Origin of the sequence: Kitasatospora sp. CB01950 (genome assembly GCF_001905465.1) — a bacterium.
Classification (GTDB): Bacteria; Actinomycetota; Actinomycetes; order Streptomycetales; family Streptomycetaceae; genus Kitasatospora.
The window spans coordinates 138,685-157,576 of record NZ_LISX01000013.1 but is presented as its reverse complement, the minus strand read 5'-3'; the positions used below and the strand labels follow the sequence as shown (position 1 = coordinate 157,576).

Sequence of the window (18,892 nt, the reverse complement as noted above, 5' to 3'; positions counted from 1 at the left end):
CGTCAGCGTCCCCAGGCCGAGAACTCGGCGGTGGCGTTGTTGCCGCCGCCGCCGGCCGGCTGCGGGACGTAGAACATCAGGTCGGTGCCGGTCGAGTCGTAGCTGTTGGAGCCCACGTACGGGTTGTTCCAGTGCACCTGGACGATCCGGCCGTTCAGCACGGGGTTGGCGCAGTTCTCGGCGAAGAACCGGGCGATGCCCTCGGTGCCGGTGGCGAAGCCGTTCGACTCGGAGGCCCAGCGGCCCTGCTGCTGGTCGTAGATGCGCACCGGCGGCTGGGTGGTCCAAATGCCGTGCGAAAGCGACCAGTTCTCGCGGGTCAGGGTGCAGCCGGTCCAGTTGTTCAGCTTGACGGCCGTGCTGCGGGCGGCAGTTGTGGCGGCCGGCGCGACCGGGACGGCCGTGTACGCCTCGGCGGCGGGCGACTTGGCGGTGTACGCCTCGGCCGTGTGCGCCTCGGCGGTGGGCGACTTGGCGGCGGTCTCGGCCGTCGCGGCGGAGGCGGTGCCGGTCAGTGCGAGCGCGAGCGCGGCGGCGGCGGCCGTCACGGCGGCGCCGATGCGGATGCTGGTTCCCATGGTTCTCCCCCGGAGTGGTCGCCGGTCGGTCCGACGGCCGTGTCCCTACTCTGCGACGCGGCGATAAACCTGCATTCAACGGGTGATGACGGCGGCGTTCATCGGCCCGCCCCCGTCTCCGGGGCCCGCCCCGAAGGGGTGCCCGCGCGTGGCCCCGGCCGTGCGCCCCCGGAGCGGGCCGGCCCGGTCCTCGTGCCACGGTGCGCCGGTGCAGAATCCGGCCGTTGGGAAAAGGATCACGCAGTGCATCCCCCCAGAGAGAGGACGGCTTCCGTTGGCCAGCGAGTTCCAGCGCACCAAGCTCACCAGCATGTTCCACGCGTTCGACACCGACCGGAACGGCTACCTGGACCAGGACGATTTCCAGGATCTCGCCGATCGCTGGCACCGCCTGCCCCGGGTGGCCGACGATCCGGAACTGGCGGCGCGGATCACCGAGGTGACGCTCGGCTGGTGGGAGCATCTGTCCTCCGCGACCGACCGCAACGGCGACGGCAGGGTCGACATGGCCGAGATCCTCGCCATGGTCGACCGGCTGCCCGCGATGCTCGACTACGTCAACGCCACCTCCGACGCGGTCTTCGACGCGGTCGACGAGAACGACGACGGCCGGATCTCCCGCGCCGAGCACCGCCGCCTGGTCGACACCTGGCACGGGCAGTCCGTCGACACCGGCGTGGTCTTCGAGCAGCTCGACCGGGACGGCGACGGGTACCTCGGCCGTTCCGAATTCGCCCTGCTGTGGGCGCAGTTCTGGATCAGCGACAACCCCGCCGACCCGGGCAACCTGCTCTGCGGCCCGCTCCCGGAGCCACCGCGCTGACGCGTCCCGACCGGTCCCGACGCGTCGTGGCACGTCTTGGCACGTTATGGCACGTCCGCGAACCCTGCCCGGGCACTGTTGAATTTTGCATGTCCATGGATACCCTCTCCGCGGGCGGCGCGGGCGGTCCGCGCCCGCGGAGGAGGGGTCGAGGTGGAGACGGTCGCCGCTGTGGGCGGGGAGTTGACGACGTCGGAGCTGACGGACCGGGTCACGGAGGCCCTGCTGCTGGCCGGCCTGCCGGTCGCGCACGGCGGCCACGGCCCGGGCGTCCACCTGCTGCCGGACGGCGGGGCGATCGCACTGCGCTGGCTGGCCTCGCCCCGGCTGGAGGACGCGGCGACGGCGGACGGCGGGCGCGCCGTGGCAACGACCTCCCGTCGGCTGGTCGCCGACGCGGTCGAGAACGCGCTCGCCGAACTGCTGCCCGCCCTGGGCCTCGACGCCGCACGCTCCGAGGACGCGACGGGCTCGGACGATGCGACGGGCTCCGACGCCCCGGGACGGATCACCGTCCGCGGCGCGACCGCCCGACCGACCGCCTCCGCCTCCGCTTCCTCCCAATCAGCCTCAACGCCACCGGAGTTGGACGCCACACCGCCGGTGGCCCCCGGCATCCGCGCGGACATCGTGACGGCCGTCCGCCGCAGCGCGGCCCTGGCGGGCCTGCCGATCGCGTCCCGCCCGGGCGGCGCGGGCATCACCCTCGCCGCCTGCGATCCGGTCGGCCCGGCCGGGCTCGACTGGAACCCGTCACCCCGGCTCCCCGGGCACCGCGGCGAGCAGCCGGGCACCCGCACCGCCGTCCAGAACGCCATGCGCCACGCTCTCGGCGTCGCCCTGCGCGCGGCCGGCCTCGACCTGGCCTGGCACCGCCCCCCGGGCCGCCCGGCCGAACTCCGCGCCCAGGGGGCGTCCGACCGCCTCTGACACCGGGAGCCCGCGCCCCCGCGCCCCGCGCCCCCGCAGACGAAAGGCGCCCTGCGGACCGTCACCGATCCGCAGGGCGCGCTCCGCGCCGAGGTCAGTTGACGAAGTAGCTGAACCCGACCGTCGCCGCCGTCATCCCGGGCGCCACCTCCCGCGTCACCGTCCCCTGGCAGTTCGCCTGCGAGTACACGTCGACCCTCGAGTCCGTGAGGTTCTCGATGAGCACGGGCGACCCGGTCGGGTAGCACCCCTTCGCCGGATTGTGCTTGACCACTCCGTTCACCAGCAGCAGTCCGGTGGCCGCCTGTGCGGGCACGGCGAGCGCGAGCATTCCGGCGGCGGTCAGCATTCCGACCGCGGCGATCCGACGACGCATGGTTGTTCTCCCTTCCGAGGGCGCGCAACGGGTAGGCGCCCTTCCGGGCCATGCGTCCCCGCGTCGCGCTGCCCGCACCGGGTGGCCGGTCCGCGGTCCCCCGAACCGGCGACCGCGCGGCGGCCGGTCAGTCGCGGCTGACCCGCACCCCGCCGACCAGGCCCCAGGCCGCGACGTGCACGGTCGGGCCGCCGGCGACGCTCGGGCCGTCGTCGCTGACGCCGCCGAGGCGGATGCCGGTCACCTTGACCCGGACCTCGGGGCGGACCCGCAGGTGGAGGCCGCCGACCAGGCTGAGCTTGGTGATGCGCAGTTCGGCGCCGTCGGGGATCTCCACATCGGTCAGGTCGATGTCGGCGCCGCCGACCAGGGAGGCGGTCAGAGTGCGGCTGTGGATCTCCGCGCCTTCGAGGCGGGTGCCGCCGATCAGGCTGATGTGCACGTCGGTCGTGTCGTTCCCCGTGTTGGTCATGGCCGTCACCTTAGGGAATGTCAGCTGCCGCGCGGAAGGGCCGCAGCAGCGCCGGGGCCCGAATGCCAGCGCCCGAATGCCAGCGCCCGAATGTCAGTGCGAGCCGGGACGATGGAGGCATGAACGACACCGCTCTGCTCTCCGGCGGCGACTACGCCGCTGCCGTCGCCGCCGCCGTCGAGGCCGCGGCCGCCTACTACCGCGACGGGTCCACATCGCTGGGCGACGACGAGTACGACGCCCTGCTGCGGGCGATAGCCGGGTACGAGCAGGCGCATCCCGGCGAGGTGCTGGAGCAGTCGCCGACGGGCAAGGTGGCGGGTGGCGCGGTGCAGGGCGATGTGCCGCACAGCGTGCCGATGCTGTCGCTGGACAACGTCTTCTCGGAGGACGAACTCGCCGACTGGGCGGCCTCCTTGGAGCGCCGGCTGGGCCGTCCGGTGGCGGCCTGGTGCGTGGAGCCGAAGCTCGACGGGCTGGCCGTCGCGGCCCGTTATCGGGCGGGCCGGCTGCACCGGCTGATCACCCGGGGCGACGGTCTGGCGGGCGAGGAGATCAGCCACGCGGCGGGCGACGTGCTGGGCCTGCCGGCCGTGCTGAGCGAGCCGGTGGACATCGAGCTGCGCGGCGAAGTGCTGTTCACCCGCGAGCAGTTCGACCGCGCCAACGAGGTCCGCACGGCGCACGGCGCGCTCCCGTTCGCCAATCCGCGCAACGGCGCGGCGGGCACCCTGCGCGCCAAGGACCGGCCGTACCGGGTGGAGTTGACGTTCTTCGCGTACGGCGCGGTCGGCGCCGCCGAGGAGGAGTTGGCGCACAGCGCGCTGCTGGCCCGGCTGGCGGAGCTGGGGGCGAACACCGCGGCGAGCACGGACGCGGCGCCGGTGCGCTGCGTGACGGTCGAGCAGGTGCAGGAGCGGGTGGCGCAGATCGCGGCGCTGCGGGCGGCGCTGCCGTTCGGCATCGACGGCGTGGTGGTCAAGGCGGACGAGGCGGCGGACCGGCGCGAGGCGGGCAACGGTTCGCGGGCGCCGCGCTGGGCGGTGGCGCGCAAGCTGGCGGCCGAGCACAAGGTGACGACGCTGCTGGACGTCGAGTGGAACGTGGGCCGTACCGGCATCATCGCGCCGCGGGCGGTGCTGGAGCCGGTGGTGATCGACGGCGTGACGGTGACGTACGCGACGCTGCACAACCCGGCGGACATCGGGCGGCGCGGGCTGATGCTGGGCGACCGGGTGTTCGTGCACCGCGCGGGGGACGTCATTCCGCGGGTGGAGGCGCCGCTGGTGGAGCAGCGCACCGGCGCGGAGCGGCCGATCGTCTTCCCGGAGGCGTGTCCGCGCTGTGGGGAGGCGATCGACACGAGCGAGCAGCGGTGGCGGTGCTCGCGGGGCCGCAACTGCCAGGCGGTGGCGTCGATCATCTACGCGGCGGGCCGCGACCAGTTGGACATCGAGGGTCTGGGTTCGACCCGTGCGGTGCAGCTGGTGGAGGCGGGCCTGGTGGCGGATCTGGCGGACGTGTTCACGTTGACGCGGGATCAGCTGCTGGCGCTGGAGCGGATGGGCGAGACGTCCACGGACAACCTGCTGGCGGCGATCGGCGCGGCGCGCTCGCAGCCGCTGCACCGGGCGTTCTGCGCGCTGGGCATCCGGGGCACCGGCCGCAGCATGTCGCGCCGGATCGCGGCGCACTTCGGTTCGATGGCGGCGATCCGTGCGGCGGACGCGGAGACGCTGGCGGCGGTGGACGGCATCGGCCCGGAGAAGGCCCGCCTGCTGGTGACCGAACTCGCCGAGCTGGCCGACCTGTTGGACCGGCTGGAGCAGCAGGGCGTGGGCACGGCCGTCACCGAGCCGCAGGCTCCGTCGCCGGCCGCGGACACCGCCGAGGGGGGTCCGCTGCCGGGCGAGGGGGGTCCGCTGGCGGGCGAGGCGGTGGTGGTGACGGGCGCCATGACGGGTCCGCTGGCGGCGCTGTCCCGCAACGGGATGAACGAGTTGGTCGAGCGGGCCGGCGGCAAGGCCTCGTCCTCGGTGTCGAAGCGGACGACGCTGCTGGTGGCGGGCGAGAAGGCCGGTTCGAAGCGGGCGAAGGCGGAGGAGCTGGGCGTCCGGATCGTCTCCCCGGACGAATTCGCGGTCCTGCTCGCCGAGCACCTGCCGACGCAGGGCTGACGTCGGCTCGCCCAGCACCTGCCGCCGCAGGGCTGACGTCGGGTCGGCGCGGGCCGCGCCGACGTCAGGTCAGCGCGGTGCCGATCAGGGCGAGCGCGCCGGCGCAGGAGACGGCGAGCACGCCGGTGCGGGTGGCGGTGGGCGACAGGCGCGGGGAGAGCGCCATGCCGGTGGCCGCGCCGACGGCGAGCGCGGCCACCGCGGGCCAGGACGGCAGGACGATGCCGAGCACGACGGCGGTGGCCGCGTTCTGCACCAGGAAGAAGGCGTGCAGGGTGGCCCGTGCTTCGCGCGCGGGCCAGCCGGCGTTGGCGGCGTACAGGCCGATCGGGGGGCCGCCGACGCCTCCGACGACGTTCAGTCCGGCGCTGGCGAGGCCGCTGATCCAGGCCCCGGCGGGGCGGCGCAGGAACGCGGAGCGCAGTCCGCGGGCGAGCAGGGCGACGCCGGCCAGCACGCCGAGGCCGGCGGCGACGGCGAGCAGCCGGGTGTCGACGGCGGTGAGCAGCGCGGCGGCGACGGGGGTGCCGATCAGGGTGGGCAGCAGCAGGCGGCCGGTGTCCCGGGGGCGGGTGTGCCGCCAGTCCCGGGACAGTGGCAGCAGCGAGGCGAGCAGGGCGAGCAGCAGCACGGTGGGGACGCCGCGGTGCGGGCCGACGGCGGCGATCAGCGCGGGTGCGGCGATCAGCGAGAAGCCCATGCCGGTGGCGGCCTGCGCGAACGCGCCGAGCGCGACGGCCGCCACGGCGAGGGCGTCGGGTCCGGTCACGGGGTGCGGTCCAAGGTGCATCGGCGCTGGAACCACAGGGCGACGGCCATCAGCGCGGCGGGCAGGGCGGTGAAGCCGAGCAGCAGCGCGTCCAGGGCGGTGGCGCTCTGCGCGGCGGGGTGGCCGCCGGTGCTGGAGGCGAAGCCGCCGAGGGCGAGGACGGCGGAGTACAGGTAGGGGCCGACGGCGGTGCCGGTGGCCTCGGTGGCGGTCCACACGCCGGTGTAGGCGCCGGCCTTGGAGGAGCCGGCGGCGTTGACGGCGTCGGACAGCATGGAGAACGCGAACAGTTGCAGGCCGGAGAAGGCGAGGCCCATGGCCATCACGACGACGGCGGTGAGCGCGACGCCCGCGGTGCCTGCGGCCTTCGCGCCGGGCAGCAGGGCGAGCGAGCCGGCGGCGAACACGGCCTGGGAGATCAGCAGTCCGCGCTGTTTGCCGATCCGGCGCGACCAGGCCGTCCAGGCGGGTCCGGCGAACATCGCGGGGCCGAGGAACAGGCCCATGAACAGCGCCGTCAGCTTGGCGTTGTGGAACAGGTACTGGGTGACGTAGGGCAGCGCGGCCAGGAACAGGTGGGTGGTGGTGCCGGTGAACAGGTAGGAGGCCACCAGGGTGCGGAAGTTGCGGTCCTGGCGGGCGATCCGCAGGTCGGCGAGGGTGGAGTGTCCGGCCTGCGGGTCGGGCGGGCGGAAGCCGCAGGCGTCGGTGAGGCGGCGCACGCCGCGCAGCGCGACGGCGGCGGAGGCGGTCGTCGCGACGGCCAGCAGCAGCGCCATCCGGGTGTAGTCGCCGCGTCCGCCGCCGGCGGCGAGGGCGGGTGCGGCGACGCCCGCGCCGAGCAGGCCGATGGTCAGCAGCGCCATCCGGAACATGAAGACCCGGGTGCGTTCGTGGTAACCGACGAGCAGGTCGGACGGGGTGGTGAGGTAGGGCACCTGGAACGCGGCGAACAGCAGGTTGCCGACGACCAGCCAGCCGCCGACCCACAACGCGGCCGGTGCGCCGGTGAGTTGGGCGGGGACGGTGAACATGGCGGCCATCGCGAGGCCGAGCAGCAGTCCGGTGCGCATCATCCCCCGGCGGTGGCCGTGGGCGCGGGCCTGCCGGTCGGAGCGGGAGCCGAGCAGCGGGTGGACCACGATGTCGACGATCTTGGGCAGCAGCAGGGCGAGGCCGGCCAGCGCGGCGGGGACGCCGAGCACGTCGGTGAGGAAGTAGAGCAGCAGCAGTCCGGGCACGGTGACCCACACGCCCATGCCGACCGAGCCGCTGGCGTACAGGGTGAGCGTGCGGCGGCCGGCCCGGGGGCCGGTCACCGGGTGCTCCGGTGGCGGGCGGCGACGCCGGCGGCGAGCGGGGCGTCGTCGAAGGAGCCGGCGGCGGCGCGCTTGGCGAGGGTGTTCCGGACGATCCGGTCGGTGAGCGCGGGCAGGTGCCGGGCGAGGAAGAACTCGACGGCGCCTTTGCGGGTGGTGGGCAGGTCGCGGCGGGCCCGGACGGCGAGCGCGGCGCGTTCCACGGTGTCGACGACGCCGTCGAGCGGCTCGTAGACGCTCATGCCGTCGAGCGAGAGGCCGGCGGCCCTGGTGGAGTCGTGGATGGGGCTGCGCACGGCGGACGGGTAGACGCAGGAGACGGTGACGTGGGTGCCGAGTTCGAGGCGCAGCGCGTCGGCGTAGGCGACCATGGCGCGCTTGGAGGCGCCGTAGGCGGCGGCGAGCGGGAGCTGCATGACGGCCATTCGGGAGGTGACCATGACGACCCGGCCGCGGGCGGCGACCAGGGCGTCGACGCAGGCGGCGGTGGTGCGCCAGGTGCCGAGCAGGTTGATCTCCAGCTGGCGGCGGACTTCGTCGCCGGGGGCGTACTCGGCGGGTGCGGGGCCGCCGATGCCGGCGTTGTTGACCAGGACGTCGAGGCCGCCGAGGGTGTCAAGGGCTTCGGCGACGGCGGTGGCGGTGCCGGTGTCGTCGGTGATGTCGCACGGCAGGACGGTGAAGGGTTCGTCGCCGGTGGGGTGCAGGTCGAGGCCGACGACGTGGGCGCCGGCCCGGGTGAGGCGTTCGCCGAGGGAGCGGCCGATGGTGCCGGAGGCGCCGGTGATCAGGATGCGGCGGCCGCGCGGGTCCTGACGTCGATCGAAGAGTCGGATCGTCATATCGCTGCCTTCGTGGTGGGGTTGGCGCGGGCGACGCGGCGGGCGGCGCGGCGGGCGCCGGCCCGCAGTTCGCGCGGCACGGCGGCGGTGTACTGGTCGAAGTCGATCCGCATCATCGGCCGCTTGTCGCCCCAGCGGCGGACGGCGGCGGTGTGCGCCCGGCGCACCTGCGCGCGCTGCTGTTCGGGGGTGGGCAGCGCGTAGCGGCCGGCCAGGTGGGCGGCGACCAGCTTGCCCTGGGCCTCGACGACGGGCAGCGCGGCGCCGGTGGACTGCATCAGGCCGACGAAGCTCAGGGTGGGGTCGTCGAGGTGGAACACCCTTTGGTAGAGCGGCAGTTCCTGTGGGTCGTCGCCGACCCAGCGGGCGTCCAGGAACGGGACGGTGACGTGGTAGCCGGTGGCCCAGACGATCACGTCGACGCGGTCGGCGGTGCCGTCGGTGAACTGCACCCGCCGGCCGTCGAGCCGTTCGATGCCGGGGCGGGCCTCGACCTCGCCGTGGGTGAGGCGGTGCAGGATGGTGTCGCTGATGGTGGGGTGGTTCTGGAACAGCCCGCCGGCGGGCTTCGGCAGGCCGTACTTCTCGGGGGTGCCGACGGCCAGGCGCAGCACGCGCTGGGCGACGCTCTGTCGGATCCGCCAGGGCAGCACGGCGAGGGCGCCGCCGGTGGCGTCGGAGGGGCGGCCGAACAGGTACTTGGGCACGATGTGGCTGCCGTGCCGGGCGGAGAGCAGCACCGGCCCGTGGGCGACGTGCGAGGCGTCGACGGCGATGTCCATCGCGGAGTTGCCCATGCCGACGACCAGCACCCGCTTGTCCCGGTAGGCGTCGGCGCTGCGGTGGTCGTGGGCGTGCAGCTGGGCGCCGTCGAAGGTTCCGGGGTAGCCGGGGCTGGGCCATTTCGGTTCGCGGTTGTGGCCGTTGGCGACCACCACGGCGTCGAACTGCTCGGCGCCGGCGGCGGTTTCGACCTCCCAGTGGGTGTGGGTGCGGCGGACGGCGGTGACGTCGGCGCCGAACCGGATCCGTTCGGTGACGCCGAACCGGTGGGCGTAGTCGGTGAGGTAGCCGGCCACCTTGGCGGCCGAGGGGTAGTCGGGCCACTGTTCGGGCATCGGGTGGTCGGCGAACTGGGTGCGGCCCTTGCTGGTGTTCAGGTGCAGGCTGTCGTACGCCGGTGACGTCCCGGCGCTGTCGTCGCCCGCCCACAGGCCGCCGACCCGGTCGCCGCGTTCCAGCACGGTGACGTCGAGGTCGTGGTCGAGCAGCGCCTTGGCCGTGGCGAGCCCGGCCGCGCCGGCGCCGATCACCGCCACCTTCGTGGAGCCCATGCCGGGCCCTCCTCTCCGTGGAAGGCGCTCATTCAATCGAATGATGGAGGAATGGGCAATGCTCGGTGACCTGGGTTTTCTGTCTCCGTCATGTGATTGAAACAGGCACGACACGTCCGGTAGCCTCGACCCATGAGCACCCGGTCCGACGACAGTCCTCGCGAGCGCATCGTGGCGACGGCCACCCGCCTGTTCGCGGAGCGCGGCTACGACGCGACGAGCACCAGGGCGATCGGCGACGCGGTCGGGCTGAACATCGCCACCGTGGCCTACCACGTGGGCGCCAAGCCGGAGTTGTACCGCGAGGTGATGCGCCGCGCGCACCTGGCGCAGCGCGAGGTGGTGACCGACGCGGTGCGCCGGCTGCACGCCTGCGGGCCCTCGGCGGAGGAGACCCGGGCGGCGCTGCTCGCCTTCGTGGACGCCTATCTGTCGTTCTGTCTGAGCAACCCCGCGGTGCCGGCGCTGTGGATGCGCCGCTGGCTGGCCGAGGGCTCCGACCTGGCCGACATCGAGACGGAGTTCGCCGGCCCGCTGGTGGCCGAGGTCGCCGCCGCCGTCCGCGAGGTGCTGGCCCGGGCGGGCCTGGGCGCCGGGGTGGACGTCGAGATGCTGGTGTTCACCATCGTCTGGACGTCCCACTCCTTCGGCCAGGCCGGTGTCATCGACGCGGACGGCCGCCGCCTGGGCCCGCTCGACATTCCGATGCTGGACCGCTTCCGCCGCCACCTGCACACCGTCGTCAACGGCGTGCTGGACCAGCACTCCTGACGGTTCGTCAGTTTTCCTGCCCGGCCGGGCCCACCTCCCGCCCCCGGGCCAGCACGGCCGCGAACACCGGCGCCGCGAGCAGCTGGTAGCCGATCCACACCTCGCCGCCCGCGCTGCTGCCACTGCGGGCCAGCAGCAGCCCGACGGCGGCGGTCAGCGCCCATCCGGCGTCGTAGCCGACCATCAGCCGGGTGCAGGTGCGGGCCGACCGCCGCCGCACGTACCGGATCTCGACCTCGCCGCAGATCAGCAGCGCCACCGCACTGGCGATCATCAGCCATGGTGCGACGCCGAGTTGGCGGCCGACCGGCACCGCGCCGAGTCCGTACACCGCCGCCAGCAGCACCTTGAAGGCGCCGTCGGCCACGATCCCGATCGTCATGTTCCTCGCCATGCGGGTTCCCCTCCCTGGACGGTTTTCTCGTAACGAGATTACGAGCATAATCCTCTTATGCGAATGACGAGAGCCGAGGCCAAGGAACGCAACCGCCGGGCACTGCTGGACGCCGCCCTCCAGGTGGTCTCCCGGGACGGCCACCGGGCCCGCCTGGACGAGATCGCCGAGCTGGCCGGGGTGACCACGGGCGCGGTCTACTCGCTGTTCGGCAGCAAGAACGGCCTGGTGGTGGCCGTCGTCGCGGACCACCTGGGCCCGCACTACGCCGAGCTCGAACAGACCCTGCCGCGCGAGCTCGACCTCCCGGCGGCGGTCGAGTCCTTCGCCCGCCACTACCGCCGCAGCTGCGACGCCCCCGGCGCGACGGCCGCCCTCTCGCTCCAGGTCACGCTGCTGGACATGGCGGTGCACGACGCCGACCTGCGCATCCGGCTGGCCGAGTCGATCCGCGCCCAGGAGGACCGGCTGGTGGGGCTGTTCGCCGGCCGGGCGCACGGTGCCGGCACGGTGACGGCGGATCAGGCGCAGCGCCTGGTCGGCGCGCTGCGGCCGCTGTTCGTCGGCCTCACCCAGGGCGTGGTGCTGGGCCTCGCCGACACCGCCGACGAGCAGTTCTTCGCGGACGCGGCCCGGGCGCTGGTCCAACTCGTCTGAGCCGGCCGGGAGATCCTCGGAAATCCGCTCGAACTCGAACACTACTGTTCAAGTTCGAGGTTTTCCGGTATCCATTAACCCGTACACTACTGTTCGAGTTAATGGGGGTCCGACCATGCACGGCACCGCACACCGACCGTCCCCGCCCCACCGGCCCTCGCCCCACCGGCCCGCGGCGCACCCGCGCCGGCGGCTGCTGCTGGGGGTGCTCTGCCTGGCCCAGTTCATGCTGATCGTGGACGTCACGGTGATCAACGTCGCGCTGCCCGCGATCGGCGCCGACCTGCACCTCGGCCGCTCCGCGCTGACCTGGGCGGTCACCGCGTACACGCTCTGCTTCGGCGGACTGATGCTGCTGGGCGGCCGCCTGGCCGACGCGTTCGGGGCGCGCCGGATGCTGACGGCCGGTCTGGTCCTGTTCACCGCGGCCTCGTTGACGGCCGGGCTGGCCGACGGTCCGGTCCTGCTGCTGGCCGGGCGCGCGGCGCAGGGGGTGGGTGCGGCCCTGGTGTCGCCGGCCGCGCTGACCGCGCTGACCCGTAGCTTCGACGGGCCGGAACGCACCCGGGCGCTGGGCGTGTGGGCGATGCTCGGCGGAATCGGCTTCGCGGCCGGCGCGATGCTCGGCGGCCTCCTCACCGCCGGCCCCGGCTGGCACTGGGTGTTCTTCGTCAACCTGCCGGTCGGCCTCGGCCTCCTCGCCGCCCTGCCCGCCCTGCTCCCCGCCGCGCCGCCGACCGGCGGGCGACACGTCGACCTGCCCGGGGCGCTGCTGGTCACCGCCGCCACCGGCGCGCTCGTCCTCGGACTGGTCAACGCCGGTGACAGCGGCTGGAGTTCGGCCGACGTGCTGCTGCCGCTGCTCGGCGCCGCCGCGCTGTACGTCCTGTTCGCGGTGGTCGAGCGGCGCACGGCCGCCCCGCTGCTGGACGTCCGCGTGCTGGCCCGCCGTCCGGTCGCCGCCGGGTCGCTGCTGATGCTGGTGGCCACCGTGCTGCTGCTCGGCCTGGTCTTCCTCGGCTCGCTCTACCTGCAGGAGGTCCGCCACCTCTCGGCGCTCGCCACCGGCGCGCTGGTCCTGCCGATGGCGGCCGGCACCGCCGTCGCCGCCCACCTGACGGGTCATCTGCTGGCCCGCGCGAGCGTCCGCGCCGTCGCCGCCGGCGGCCTGCTGCTCGCGGCGGCCGGAAGTCTGCTCCTCGCCCTCACCGACGGCCCGGCCTGGACGGTCGCCGGGCTCACCGTCGCCGCGTTCGGGGTGGTGCCGGTCCTGGTCTGCGCGACCACCACCGCCCTCGGCGACGCCTCCCACCACGAGGCGGGCGTGGCCTCCGGCGTCGTCAACACCTTCCACGAGGTCGGCGGCGCGATCGGCATCGCCCTGGTCTCCACCGCCGCCGCCCCGGGCATCGCCGCCCACACCTCCGCCGGCTTCCCCACCGCCCACCTCCTCCTCGCCGCCGTCGCCCTCCTGACGGCCGCCCTCGCCCCGACCCTGATCCCCCCGGGCCGCGCCCAGCACCCGGCGGGCATGCACGCCCACTGAAACGCCCCGGGCCGGGGCCCCGGGCGGAGCAGCCAACCGGTCGCACGCCGGGCGCAGTCGGGTGGCCTGCCGGCAACGCCCGTACGGCCACCGCAGCTCCCCGGGGCCCGGAAAGGAGATCCCGGCGTCACGTGCCGCCCGGCCGAGAGGCACACCTGCAACCGGCGGCGCACACCGTGCCCTCCGCTCAACCCCGACCGGGCCGGTGCGTGCGACCACGCGGGCGGGCCAACCACCCTCCTGCCCCAGCCAGTTGACCGGCCCGTCCGGGCTCGGCGGGAAGGTCTCCCGGGCCACCGGGTCGAACGGCGTGCGCGGACCGTTCCACCTGGCCTGCCCGGACCAGCAGGTAGCTCCCCGGGTCGAGGCCGGCGTCCCTGCCCCGACCACCCATGCACTGCGCGCAGTCGGGCCGTTTTCCCGCTCGACCCGCACTTGCCGGCGCACCTTCGAGGTCGCCGCCGGCCTCCCCCGTACCACCGGAGTCTCCAAGCCGCTCCGGGCCCGGAAGGAGCCCTCCGGGGGTCCGCAGGAGACGGGCCTAGACTTCCCACCATGGACTCCGACCAGCGCCGCGCCGCCGCGCCCACCCGGCGGGGCGGCTCCGGCCAGGCCCGGCGGGCCGACGCCGAACGCAACATCGCCGCGATCCTGGCCGCCGCCGCCGGCTGCTTCGCCCGTGACCCGCAGGCCAGCATGACCGAGATCGCCGCTGCGGCGGGCGTCGGCAGGGTCACCCTGTACGCGCACTTCCCGTCCCGGGAGGCGCTGCTCGGCGAGTTGATGGACCGTGCGCTGCGCGAGGTCACGGCCACTGTCGCGGCCCAGAACCTGGCGGACTCTCCGGCCGACCAGGCCCTGCGCACCCTGCTGCGTTCGTCCTGGCAGCTGCTCGACCGCAACCTGCGGATGCTGCACGCCGCCCGTCGCGCCCTGCCCGCGGAGACCGTCGAGGACCGGCATGCCGACATCCTCGCCACCGTCGAGCAGTTGATCACCCGCGGGCAGGACGAGGGCGTCCTCCGTGCCGACCTGCCCGCCCACTGGCTGGTCACCAGTGTCTACACGCTGATCCTCGCCGCGGGCGACCAGGTCGAGTCCGGCCGGTTCACCTCGGCCGAGGCGCTGGCCGCGCTCGAAGCGACCGTCGCCTCGGCCGTGCGGCCGGACTGACGCACCGTCAGCGCTCCTCGCGCGGGCGCTCCCACTCCTCGGGCTCGTCCGGCCCGTACTCCGCCTCGGACTGCTCACGCAGCTTGACCGCCCGCTTCTCGGACTCGGCGCGCTCCTCCGGCGACAGGTTCTCCGCCGCGGTCCGCATCTCGCCGAGCCGCGCGCCGATCGCCGAGAGGTACCGGTCGGACTCCACCACGTCCCGCATCCCGATCCGCCCGCTCAGCACCTCCCGGGCCATCTGCTGGAGCTCCGGCCCGACGCCGTCCGTCTTCGCGATCGTCCGCAGCGCCCGGTGCAACTCCGCGGCCTGCGACGGATTGTCGGCGACGTCGAGCAGGTCCGCGTCCGAGATCTCCGGCTCGCGATCGTCTGCTGCGCCCATGGCTGCCTCCTCGGGATCGGTGAATCAGGCGATCATAATCCCCGCCCGGAGGGGGCGTCATGCGCGGCGGCGTCGAGGCGGCCGATCACCTGGCGGGCCGCTTCGGCGAGTTCGGGCGGTCCTTCGACGGTGAACGGGCAGTTGAAGGTGATGAGGAAACCGATGAGCCCCGACCAGGACCACGCCCCCATCCGGATCCGGGTGATCCGCTCGTCGATCGCTTCGAAGCTCGCCGTGCCCGGAGCCCACTTCGCCACCAACGTCGCGGGGCACTCCATCAGGACGGTGCCCCAGCACGGCCAGGTGTCCGCGGCGTCCCCCCGGTCGGGCTGGAGCTGGACGAAGCGGGTGAGGTCCGCCTCCGGCACATCACGGGGACCGAACCGCCAGGCGGTGGAGGTCAGTTGCCCGATGCGGTCGAGCCGATAGGTGTGCCAGGAGTTCCCGCGCCGGTCGTACCCCACCAGATACCAGCGCCCGGACCAGACGACGAGCCGATGGGGTTCGACCAGAACCTCGTCGTCCACCGGGTCGCGGTCGACGGACCGGTAGGCGAACCGCACCAGCTCGCGCTGCTGCGCGGCGGCGCTCAGCTGCGCCAGCAGCGCGGGATCGACCTGGGGCGGGGCCAACTCCCAGGCGTTCTCCAGCTGTTCGACCGAGAAGGTCGCCAGCCTGCGGGCCAGGTGGGGAGGCAGCAGCTCCTTGATGGAGTTCAGCGCCCGCTTCGTGGCGTCCCCCATGCCGATCACCGAGGCCGGAGCCGTCTGCAGGGCCAGCGCGATGGCGACGGCCTGCTCGTCGTCGACGATCAGCGGGGGCAGCCGCGCTCCGCGGGACAGCCGGTAGAAGCCGGAGGGGCCTTTGCGCGCCGTGACGGGATAGCCCAGTTCGCGCAGTCGGTTGATGTCGCGCCGGACCGTCCGCGGGGACACCCCCAGCCGCTCGGCCAGACCGTCGCCGGTCCACTCCTTCTGGGCCTGAAGCAGGCTGAGCAGCTCCAGCGTTCGGTTGGCGATCACGGACTGCCCTCCGGATTGGTGTGAGTAGCGGTCAGATTACGTCCTCTTCTGCTGGCAGGGTGCCACTGGCTCGGAGGCCGGACGCCTCCCCGGCACCCCCTGCCTCGCCCTCGGCGACCGAACCGGGTGCACCCCCGTCGAACAGAACGGAAGAACGCCGTGTCCGAGAAGGCTGTGCCCGAAAATGCTGTGCCCGAGAACCCGGCTCGGGCCTCGCCCGCCGATCGGCGCGCCTGGTGGGGCCTGGTCGCCATTTCCCTCGGCGTCTCGCTGGTGGTCGTGGACTTCACCATCGTCAATGTGGTGATGCCGCCGATCATCGACGACCTGGAGCTCTCCGCCTTCGGCGCCCAGTGGATCCAGGAGTCCTACGCGATCGTCCTGGCCGCCCTGCTGCTGGTGATGGGCCGTCTCTCGGACATCCTGGGAGCGCGCAGGCTGTTCATGGTCGGGACCGTGGTCTTCGGGCTGGCCAGCGTCGCCGCGGCGGTGTCGCCCACCGGGGAGCTGTTGATCGCCGGCCGGATCGCGCAGGGTGTCGGGGGCGCGATCGTCATGCCGACCTCGCTGGCGCTGCTCAATCTGACCTTCCGGGGTCCGGACCGCGGCAAGGCGTTCGCCGTCTGGGGATCGACGATCGGGGCGGCCGCCGCAGTCGGACCGCTGCTGGGTGGCCGGCTCGCCGACTACTCCTGGCGGTGGGCGTTCGGCATCAACATCGCGGTCGTCGTGCTGATCCTCGTCGGCGTCATGAGGTTTCTCCGGCCCTCCCTCCGCCGACCGGGACGAATCGACGCCGGCGGCGCGGTGGCGTCGGTGCTGGGCCTCGGTCTTCTCGCGTTCGCGCTGATCGAGGGACGCAATTACGGGTGGTGGGAACCGCGCAAGGACTTCGGCCCTTTCGGGGACGGCACGGGCCTGTCGGTCGTTCCGGTCTCCCTGATCGTCGCGGTGGTGTGTCTCGCCCTCTTCCTGTTCCTCCAGGTGCGGCGCACCCGGGGCAACGGCACGGCGCCGCTGATGGACACTTCGCTGTTCGCCATCAAGTCCTTCAGCACGGGCAACCTCGCGACACTCGTCATCGCCCTGGCCGAGTTCGGCATGCTCGCCGTGCTGCCGCTGTGGCTCCAGTACGCCCTGGGTTACTCCCCGCTCCGGACCGGGCTACTGGTCTTCGTCGTCGCGGTCGGCAGCTTCTTCGCGAGCGGCGCGAGCTTCGGCATGGCCGAGCGGATCGGGCCGCTCGGCCTGGTCCGGATCGGCCTGGCCCTGGAGGCCGCCGGCCTGCCGGTGTTCGGCCTGCTGGCCGACCGCGACTCCCAGTGGTGGGTCATCGCCATCGCCCTGTTCCTGTACGGCATGGGGGTCGGCTTCGCCACGGCCCGGATCACCGACGTGGTCCTGGCCGACGTGCCGCCGTGGCAGGCCGGCCAGGGCTCCGGGATCCAGAGCGCCGCACGCCAACTCGGCTCCGCACTCGGTATTGCGGTCCTGACCTCGACGTTCTTCACGGCACTGGCCTCCGACCTGTCGCACCGGCTCGTCCGGCTGGGAACACCCGGGGCCACCGCCGACCAGCTGTCCTCGGCGGTCTCCGACAGCGCCGGCGCGATGATCTCCGGGCTCGGCAACGACCCGCGGACGGCGTCCGCCGCCGACGCCGCCCGCGACGCCATGTCCCACGCGGTCCGGATCAGCGGCTGGACCTGTGCCGCGCTGCTCGTCCTCGGCATGCTGGCGACCTTCCTCGTCCCCCGGCCCGGCCAGGGCACCCGGCAGCGGGGAGGGCGCCAACCCGCCGAAGCGGCATCGAACGCCGCGATCGACGCCGGCCGGCTCCACACCTAGGAACGGTGCGTCTCCCGAGGGGCCACCGCCGACCGGAACGCCGTCCCTCCGTGGATCGTCACGGCACGGAGGGAGTCGTGGTCAGATCGCGGCGGCCAGCCGGGCGGCGGTCTCGGTGGCGGTGCGGCCCCAGCGGGGGGCGCCGGCGGCGAGGCGGGTGCGCAGGCCGCGCAGTTCGTGGCGGACCAGGGCGGGGAGGGCGTCGGGCGGGGTGTCGAGGAGGGGGGCGAGGGTGGCGACGGCGGCGTGCGGGTCGTCCTGGCAGAGCTGGCAGTCGGCGATGCGGGCGGTCAGCATGGCGCGGGCGGCGGGGAGTTGGCCGGTGCCGAGCAGGTCGAGGGCGGTGTGTGCGGCGGTCAGGGCGCGGCGGGCGAGGCGGGGGTCTCCGCCGGCGACGGCGAGGTCGCGCAGGGCGGCGGAGGAGCCGGATTCGAGGCGCATCCGCAGGGCGGGCGGGGCGAGCCAGGAGACCAGGGAGGAGGCGTCCTCGGGCTGGTCGAGGTGGTGGCGGGCCAGCGCGAGGTGGCGGACGGTGGCGCGGACGTCGCCGGCGAGTGCGGTGGCGCGGGCCTCGCCGATCCGGGAGAGCGCGCCGGACCAGTGGTGTTCGGGTGCGGCGCGGCGGATCTCGCGGGCGTAGTCGCGGGAGGAGGCGGGGTCGTCGTCGAGCAGTCCGAGGACGGCCATGTCGCTGAGGGCGGCGACCTGGGTGGCGGGGTCGCCGGCCAGGGCGGCCCAGCCGACGGCGCGGTCGAAGCAGGCCATCGCGGTGGCGGGGCGTCCGCCGTGCAGGCGCAGGCTGCCGGCGGCGTGGGCGTGTTCGGCGGCGAGGCGGGCGAGGACGCGGCGGTGCCGGGTGGGGGCGTCGACGAGGCGGGCGACGACGGCGCGCAGCGTGGTCTCGATCACGGCGCCGGGTCCGCGTTCGCCCATGGCCCGTTCGGCGCTGTGGAGTTGGGTCCCGAGGACGGCGACGAGGGCGTGCACGGTGTCGGTGTCGAGCGGTGCGGCGGGGTCGTCGCGGAACGCGGCGTGCAGGGCCAGGGCGACGGCGGGCGGCGGGAGTTGGCAGCCGGCCGCGCCGTGCAGCGGGCACTGGAGGTCGTGGTGGGGCAGGCCGGTCGGCCAGTGGTCGGCGGCGACGACCGCGGCGGCGCTGTCGCCGGGCGGCAGCGGGGGGCGCAGCAGGTGGGCGGGCAGGGCGGGGCGGTCGGCCTCGGCGGTTTCGGCGCGTCCGTGGCAGCGGGTCAGTTCGCCGCTGGTGCACAGGAGTTCGTCGAGGCGGCGGGCGAGCCGGGGGGTGGCGCGGCGGGCGCCGTGTTCGAGGCGGCTGACGGCGGTGTGGTCGTAGCCGACGGCGGCGCCGAGTTGGGCCTGGGTCCAGCCGGCGTGGCGGCGCCAGTGGCGCAGCAGTGCGCCGAACTCCTGCCAGCTTCCGCTGTCCGGTGTGTCGACCCGGTCGGTTGTCTCCAGCAT

Annotated in this window: 19 protein-coding genes; 8 read left to right on the top strand and 11 right to left on the bottom strand. The window is 74.1% G+C overall.

The genetic code is table 11. The annotated features are described in order from the left end of the window. Positions 1 to 2: 2 nt before the first annotated feature. The gene (locus AMK19_RS34620; protein WP_083647409.1) at positions 3 to 578 is read right to left on the bottom strand and encodes an aegerolysin family protein; all 576 of its coding nucleotides are present in this window, start codon (positions 576 to 578) and stop codon (positions 3 to 5) included. Between the two features lie 274 nt (positions 579 to 852). Here AMK19_RS34620 and AMK19_RS27490 point away from each other — a divergent pair, with 274 nt between their 5' ends. Both AMK19_RS27490 and AMK19_RS27485 read left to right on the top strand, forming a co-directional pair. Next, the gene (locus AMK19_RS27490) at positions 853 to 1,401 is read left to right on the top strand and encodes an EF-hand domain-containing protein (RefSeq protein ID WP_073816316.1); all 549 of its coding nucleotides are present in this window, start codon (positions 853 to 855) and stop codon (positions 1,399 to 1,401) included. Between the two features lie 153 nt (positions 1,402 to 1,554). Beyond that, complete coding sequence (locus AMK19_RS27485) at positions 1,555 to 2,331, top strand: hypothetical protein (protein WP_073816314.1); 777 nt, start codon at positions 1,555 to 1,557, stop codon at positions 2,329 to 2,331. 94 nt (positions 2,332 to 2,425) lie between these two features. Here AMK19_RS27485 and AMK19_RS27480 read toward each other — a convergent pair whose 3' ends face one another. Continuing rightward, positions 2,426 to 2,707, bottom strand: a complete 282-nt coding sequence (locus AMK19_RS27480) for a hypothetical protein (protein WP_073816312.1) — start codon at positions 2,705 to 2,707, stop codon at positions 2,426 to 2,428. A gap of 127 nt (positions 2,708 to 2,834) precedes the next feature. Then, positions 2,835 to 3,179, bottom strand: a complete 345-nt coding sequence (locus AMK19_RS27475) for a hypothetical protein (protein WP_073816310.1) — start codon at positions 3,177 to 3,179, stop codon at positions 2,835 to 2,837. 119 nt (positions 3,180 to 3,298) lie between these two features. Here AMK19_RS27475 and ligA point away from each other — a divergent pair, with 119 nt between their 5' ends. Further along, positions 3,299 to 5,356 (top strand): NAD-dependent DNA ligase LigA, encoded by a 2,058-nt coding sequence (ligA, locus tag AMK19_RS27470; protein WP_073816309.1) that lies wholly within the window; start codon positions 3,299 to 3,301, stop codon positions 5,354 to 5,356. 64 nt (positions 5,357 to 5,420) lie between these two features. On the opposite strand, the gene AMK19_RS27465 is transcribed toward ligA, so the two are convergent. Genes AMK19_RS27465 through AMK19_RS37620 form a run of 4 tightly spaced genes read right to left on the bottom strand, consistent with a single transcriptional unit; the run spans position 5,421 to position 9,620 of the window. Next, entirely contained in the window at positions 5,421 to 6,125 is a 705-nt protein-coding gene (locus AMK19_RS27465; RefSeq protein ID WP_073816307.1) for a TSUP family transporter, read from the bottom strand. Further along, positions 6,122 to 7,444, bottom strand: coding sequence for an MFS transporter (locus tag AMK19_RS27460; RefSeq protein ID WP_073816305.1), 1,323 nt, complete (start codon positions 7,442 to 7,444; stop codon positions 6,122 to 6,124). Before AMK19_RS27460 ends, AMK19_RS27465 begins: the two co-directional genes overlap by 4 nt. Continuing rightward, positions 7,441 to 8,286 carry an SDR family NAD(P)-dependent oxidoreductase gene (locus tag AMK19_RS37625; protein WP_073816303.1) on the bottom strand — a complete coding sequence of 282 codons (846 nt, stop codon included), beginning with the start codon at positions 8,284 to 8,286 and terminating at the stop codon, positions 7,441 to 7,443. The genes AMK19_RS27460 and AMK19_RS37625 overlap by 4 nt, the downstream gene beginning before the upstream one ends. After that, positions 8,283 to 9,620 carry a flavin-containing monooxygenase gene (locus tag AMK19_RS37620; RefSeq protein WP_073816302.1) on the bottom strand — a complete coding sequence of 446 codons (1,338 nt, stop codon included), beginning with the start codon at positions 9,618 to 9,620 and terminating at the stop codon, positions 8,283 to 8,285. The genes AMK19_RS37625 and AMK19_RS37620 overlap by 4 nt, the downstream gene beginning before the upstream one ends. Before the next feature lie 132 nt (positions 9,621 to 9,752). Between AMK19_RS37620 and AMK19_RS27445 the strand changes: the two genes are divergently transcribed. Continuing rightward, on the top strand, positions 9,753 to 10,391 hold the full coding sequence (locus tag AMK19_RS27445; protein ID WP_073816300.1) for a TetR/AcrR family transcriptional regulator: 639 nt from the start codon (positions 9,753 to 9,755) through the stop codon (positions 10,389 to 10,391). 7 nt (positions 10,392 to 10,398) lie between these two features. Here the strand turns inward: AMK19_RS27445 and AMK19_RS27440 are convergent, their stop codons facing one another. Then, positions 10,399 to 10,785: a hypothetical protein gene (locus AMK19_RS27440; RefSeq protein WP_073816298.1), complete on the bottom strand. Its 387-nt coding sequence runs from the start codon at positions 10,783 to 10,785 to the stop codon at positions 10,399 to 10,401. Positions 10,786 to 10,848: 63 nt separating this feature from the next. On the opposite strand from AMK19_RS27440, the gene AMK19_RS27435 reads away from it, so the two are divergent. The 3 genes from AMK19_RS27435 (at position 10,849) to AMK19_RS27425 (ending at position 14,161) form a co-directional block, all read left to right on the top strand. Then, positions 10,849 to 11,442 carry a TetR/AcrR family transcriptional regulator gene (locus tag AMK19_RS27435; RefSeq protein ID WP_073816296.1) on the top strand — a complete coding sequence of 198 codons (594 nt, stop codon included), beginning with the start codon at positions 10,849 to 10,851 and terminating at the stop codon, positions 11,440 to 11,442. Positions 11,443 to 11,557: 115 nt separating this feature from the next. Beyond that, positions 11,558 to 12,988, top strand: a complete 1,431-nt coding sequence (locus AMK19_RS27430; RefSeq protein WP_073816295.1) for an MFS transporter — start codon at positions 11,558 to 11,560, stop codon at positions 12,986 to 12,988. Positions 12,989 to 13,543: 555 nt separating this feature from the next. Further along, positions 13,544 to 14,161 (top strand): TetR/AcrR family transcriptional regulator, encoded by a 618-nt coding sequence (locus AMK19_RS27425; protein WP_073816293.1) that lies wholly within the window; start codon positions 13,544 to 13,546, stop codon positions 14,159 to 14,161. A 7-nt stretch (positions 14,162 to 14,168) separates the two neighbouring features. On the opposite strand, the gene AMK19_RS27420 is transcribed toward AMK19_RS27425, so the two are convergent. Together AMK19_RS27420 and AMK19_RS27415 are read right to left on the bottom strand one after the other, a co-directional pair. Further along, entirely contained in the window at positions 14,169 to 14,546 is a 378-nt protein-coding gene (locus AMK19_RS27420) for a hypothetical protein (protein WP_073816291.1), read from the bottom strand. Positions 14,547 to 14,578: 32 nt separating this feature from the next. Next, positions 14,579 to 15,568 carry a helix-turn-helix transcriptional regulator gene (locus tag AMK19_RS27415; RefSeq protein WP_073816290.1) on the bottom strand — a complete coding sequence of 330 codons (990 nt, stop codon included), beginning with the start codon at positions 15,566 to 15,568 and terminating at the stop codon, positions 14,579 to 14,581. A 159-nt stretch (positions 15,569 to 15,727) separates the two neighbouring features. On the opposite strand from AMK19_RS27415, the gene AMK19_RS27410 reads away from it, so the two are divergent. Then, a complete protein-coding gene (locus AMK19_RS27410) occupies positions 15,728 to 17,416 on the top strand; it encodes an MFS transporter (protein WP_241844614.1) in 1,689 nt (562 codons plus the stop codon). Positions 17,417 to 17,497: 81 nt separating this feature from the next. Here the strand turns inward: AMK19_RS27410 and AMK19_RS27405 are convergent, their stop codons facing one another. Beyond that, complete coding sequence (locus AMK19_RS27405) at positions 17,498 to 18,892, bottom strand: helix-turn-helix domain-containing protein (RefSeq protein ID WP_073816289.1); 1,395 nt, start codon at positions 18,890 to 18,892, stop codon at positions 17,498 to 17,500.

Excerpts from the sequence above, each read along its gene's own strand:
- AMK19_RS34620 (WP_083647409.1), bottom strand. The coding sequence starts at position 578 with ATGGGAACCAGCATCCGCATCGGCGCCGCCGTGACGGCCGCCGCCGCC.
- AMK19_RS27480 (WP_073816312.1), bottom strand. The coding sequence starts at position 2,707 with ATGCGTCGTCGGATCGCCGCGGTCGGAATGCTGACCGCCGCCGGAATG.
- AMK19_RS27475 (WP_073816310.1), bottom strand. The coding sequence starts at position 3,179 with ATGACCAACACGGGGAACGACACGACCGACGTGCACATCAGCCTGATC.
- ligA (WP_073816309.1), top strand. The coding sequence starts at position 3,299 with ATGAACGACACCGCTCTGCTCTCCGGCGGCGACTACGCCGCTGCCGTC.
- AMK19_RS37625 (WP_073816303.1), bottom strand. The coding sequence starts at position 8,286 with ATGACGATCCGACTCTTCGATCGACGTCAGGACCCGCGCGGCCGCCGC.
- AMK19_RS37620 (WP_073816302.1), bottom strand. The coding sequence starts at position 9,620 with ATGGGCTCCACGAAGGTGGCGGTGATCGGCGCCGGCGCGGCCGGGCTC.
- AMK19_RS27445 (WP_073816300.1), top strand. The coding sequence starts at position 9,753 with ATGAGCACCCGGTCCGACGACAGTCCTCGCGAGCGCATCGTGGCGACG.
- AMK19_RS27440 (WP_073816298.1), bottom strand. The coding sequence starts at position 10,785 with ATGGCGAGGAACATGACGATCGGGATCGTGGCCGACGGCGCCTTCAAG.
- AMK19_RS27435 (WP_073816296.1), top strand. The coding sequence starts at position 10,849 with ATGACGAGAGCCGAGGCCAAGGAACGCAACCGCCGGGCACTGCTGGAC.
- AMK19_RS27430 (WP_073816295.1), top strand. The coding sequence starts at position 11,558 with ATGCACGGCACCGCACACCGACCGTCCCCGCCCCACCGGCCCTCGCCC.
- AMK19_RS27425 (WP_073816293.1), top strand. The coding sequence starts at position 13,544 with ATGGACTCCGACCAGCGCCGCGCCGCCGCGCCCACCCGGCGGGGCGGC.
- AMK19_RS27420 (WP_073816291.1), bottom strand. The coding sequence starts at position 14,546 with ATGGGCGCAGCAGACGATCGCGAGCCGGAGATCTCGGACGCGGACCTG.
- AMK19_RS27405 (WP_073816289.1), bottom strand. The coding sequence starts at position 18,892 with ATGCTGGAGACAACCGACCGGGTCGACACACCGGACAGCGGAAGCTGG.